The organism is Neoroseomonas rubea, from assembly GCF_016106015.1.
Lineage (GTDB): Bacteria > Pseudomonadota > Alphaproteobacteria > Acetobacterales > Acetobacteraceae > Neoroseomonas > Neoroseomonas rubea.
The window spans coordinates 1-2057 of sequence record NZ_JACADQ010000500.1 but is presented as its reverse complement, the minus strand read 5'-3'; the positions used below and the strand labels follow the sequence as shown (position 1 = coordinate 2057).

General features: G+C 70.9%; 3 protein-coding genes. 2 read left to right on the top strand and 1 reads right to left on the bottom strand.

The features are described from left to right. Positions 1-424: 424 nt before the first annotated feature. Positions 425-640 (top strand): hypothetical protein, encoded by a 216-nt coding sequence (locus HW577_RS24165; protein WP_198378649.1) that lies wholly within the window; start codon positions 425-427, stop codon positions 638-640. 21 nt (positions 641-661) lie between these two features. Here HW577_RS24165 and metW read toward each other — a convergent pair whose 3' ends face one another. Continuing rightward, positions 662-1264, bottom strand: coding sequence for a methionine biosynthesis protein MetW (metW, locus tag HW577_RS24160; RefSeq protein WP_198378651.1), 603 nt, complete (start codon positions 1262-1264; stop codon positions 662-664). Positions 1265-1357: 93 nt separating this feature from the next. Here metW and HW577_RS24155 point away from each other — a divergent pair. After that, positions 1358-2057: hypothetical protein (locus tag HW577_RS24155; RefSeq protein ID WP_198378648.1), on the top strand; the 700-nt coding region annotated here is incomplete at its 3' end.

Genomic DNA, 2057 nt, shown 5'->3' with positions numbered 1-2057 from the left:
CTCTTCCGATCTGCCCAGGGGGGGCAGGCCGCGCTCGCGCTGATGGGCCGTGCGCCGCGGGACGGCGGCCCGCCGCGCGTCGATGTGCCGGTCTCCCTGCAGGGGGGCGTGGTGGCGGTGGCGCGGATCCCGCTGGCCAGGGTCGCGCCGATCGCCTGGCCGGGCTCGCGGTAGGGCGGCACCGCATCGGTGGCCGTCGCCGACCGTCCCGCCTGTGTCGCGGCGTTGGACTCCGTTTCACGCGATGATCGCGCTGCGCTGCGCTTTGGCCCTCCAACGCGAAAGGGGCGTTAAAAGGCTGTCAATCAAGGGCATAGGGCCGTTATCGCCCTGTCGGCTACCGCCAGAACAGCGTTAAAGGAGTCGGGCGTGCTTCGGTAAACGCGAAAATCGCGGGGACGGACAGGGTATCGAGAGATCGATCATGGACACGGCGATTACCGTTCCGGACGTTGACGAGGACCACACGGACAAGTGTGCACTCCTCATGATGCTGTCCTATGTGGCCGGCGAATGCCGCCGGCTTGGCGCTTCGGACGCGGCGCATCACGCGATGCTTGCCGCGAGCCTTCTGGCCCCGCAGGGCCTTGCCGCCTCGCCCGACCCGCGCATGCCACTGCCGATCGACCCGCGCCACTGAGGCCGGGCGCCGGCGGCCGCGTCAGGCCGCGCGCCGCAACTGGAACAGCGCCTGTTCGCCGAACAGGTTCGCGAGCCGGACGGACCGCTTCCACGGCGCCTTCAGCCCGCGCTCATCCACCGCGAGCCACCTCTCCACCACATAGCCCTCGATCTCGCACAGCGCCATGAAGTCGAGGATGGTGCAGGGGTGGATGTTCGGCGTCTCGTACCAGGGGCGATTCCAGGTCTCGGTGTCGGGCATCCGCCCGTTCACGAGCAGCCGCCAGCGCATCTGCCAATGGCCGAAATTGGGGAAGCTCACGATGGCATGGCGCCCGATGCGCAGCATCTGGCGCAGCACCTCCCGCGGCTTTTCCACCGCCTGAAGCGTGCGCGACAGCACCACGAAGTCGAAGCCGCCATCGGGATAGAAGGCGAGGTCGTTGTCCGCATCCCCATGGATGACCGCGAGGCCCGAGGAGACCGCCTTGGTCACCTCGTCCATGTCGATCTCGATCCCCCGCGCGTCGGCGTCCTTTTCGCGCGTCAGGTGCTCGATCAGCGCCCCGTCGCCGCAGCCGATGTCGAGCAGCTTCGCGCCATGCGGGATCATCTCCGCGATCAGGCGGAGGTCGAGCCGCATGTTCTTGGCGACGTAGCGGATGTCGGTCGGCGCTTCGGGCATCTGCATCCCTTCAGGGCTGCGGTCGCCTTCGCGTAGTAGCCTGCCCCGGTGATGGCAAGCGGCACGGCGGGATGGCGCGGCGCAGCGCGGCAGGTGGTGATGCTCGCCGCGGTCGTGGCCGGCGGCGCGTATGGCTGGTACGCGCTGTTCGGCGGACCGGTCGCGGTGCTGCCCTTCGCCGATGGCCCGCTGTTCGGCGGTGCGCCGATCTGGCTGCTGCCGGCCTGGTATCTCGCTGCGTGGCAGATCCTGGCCTTCGCGTCGTTGCGGCGCGCAGTCGTGGGCGCGGCAGTCTCGCTCGGGCTGAGCCTCGGGACCTTCGTCCTCGCCGTGGCCCTCGGGCTGGTCTCGGTCGGGCTGCTGGTGCTGCCGGCCGGCATCGCGGGTGTCGTGCTGATCGCGCGCGACCTGGCGCGGAGGGACGCGGCGGAAGCGGCACCGGGGGCGGGCGCGCCCCGGTGGGCGCATCTCGCCGGGCTGATGGCCGGGCTTGTCGGGCTGTTCCCCGCGCTGATGCACACCGGCGACCATTACGGCATGCCCTATCCGCCCTGGGGCGTCACCGCCGCCGGGATCTTCCTTCTGTTGGCGCCGATGGTGCTGATCTGCCTGCCGCACGCCCTCCTGACCCTGCCCTGGCGCGCGCCCGCCGGCCCGCCGGGACCGGTGGCGCGGCGCGCGGCTGGGCTGCTGCTGCTCGCCTGGTTGCCCGGCGCGCTCGCGATCGGGCCGTTCTGGCCGGCGCTGCTGC

Bases quoted from the DNA above. Each gene is read 5' to 3' on its own strand.
- metW (WP_198378651.1), bottom strand. From the start codon at position 1,264: ATGCGGCTCGACCTCCGCCTGATCGCGGAGATGATCCCGCATGGCGCG.
- HW577_RS24165 (WP_198378649.1), top strand. From the start codon at position 425: ATGGACACGGCGATTACCGTTCCGGACGTTGACGAGGACCACACGGAC.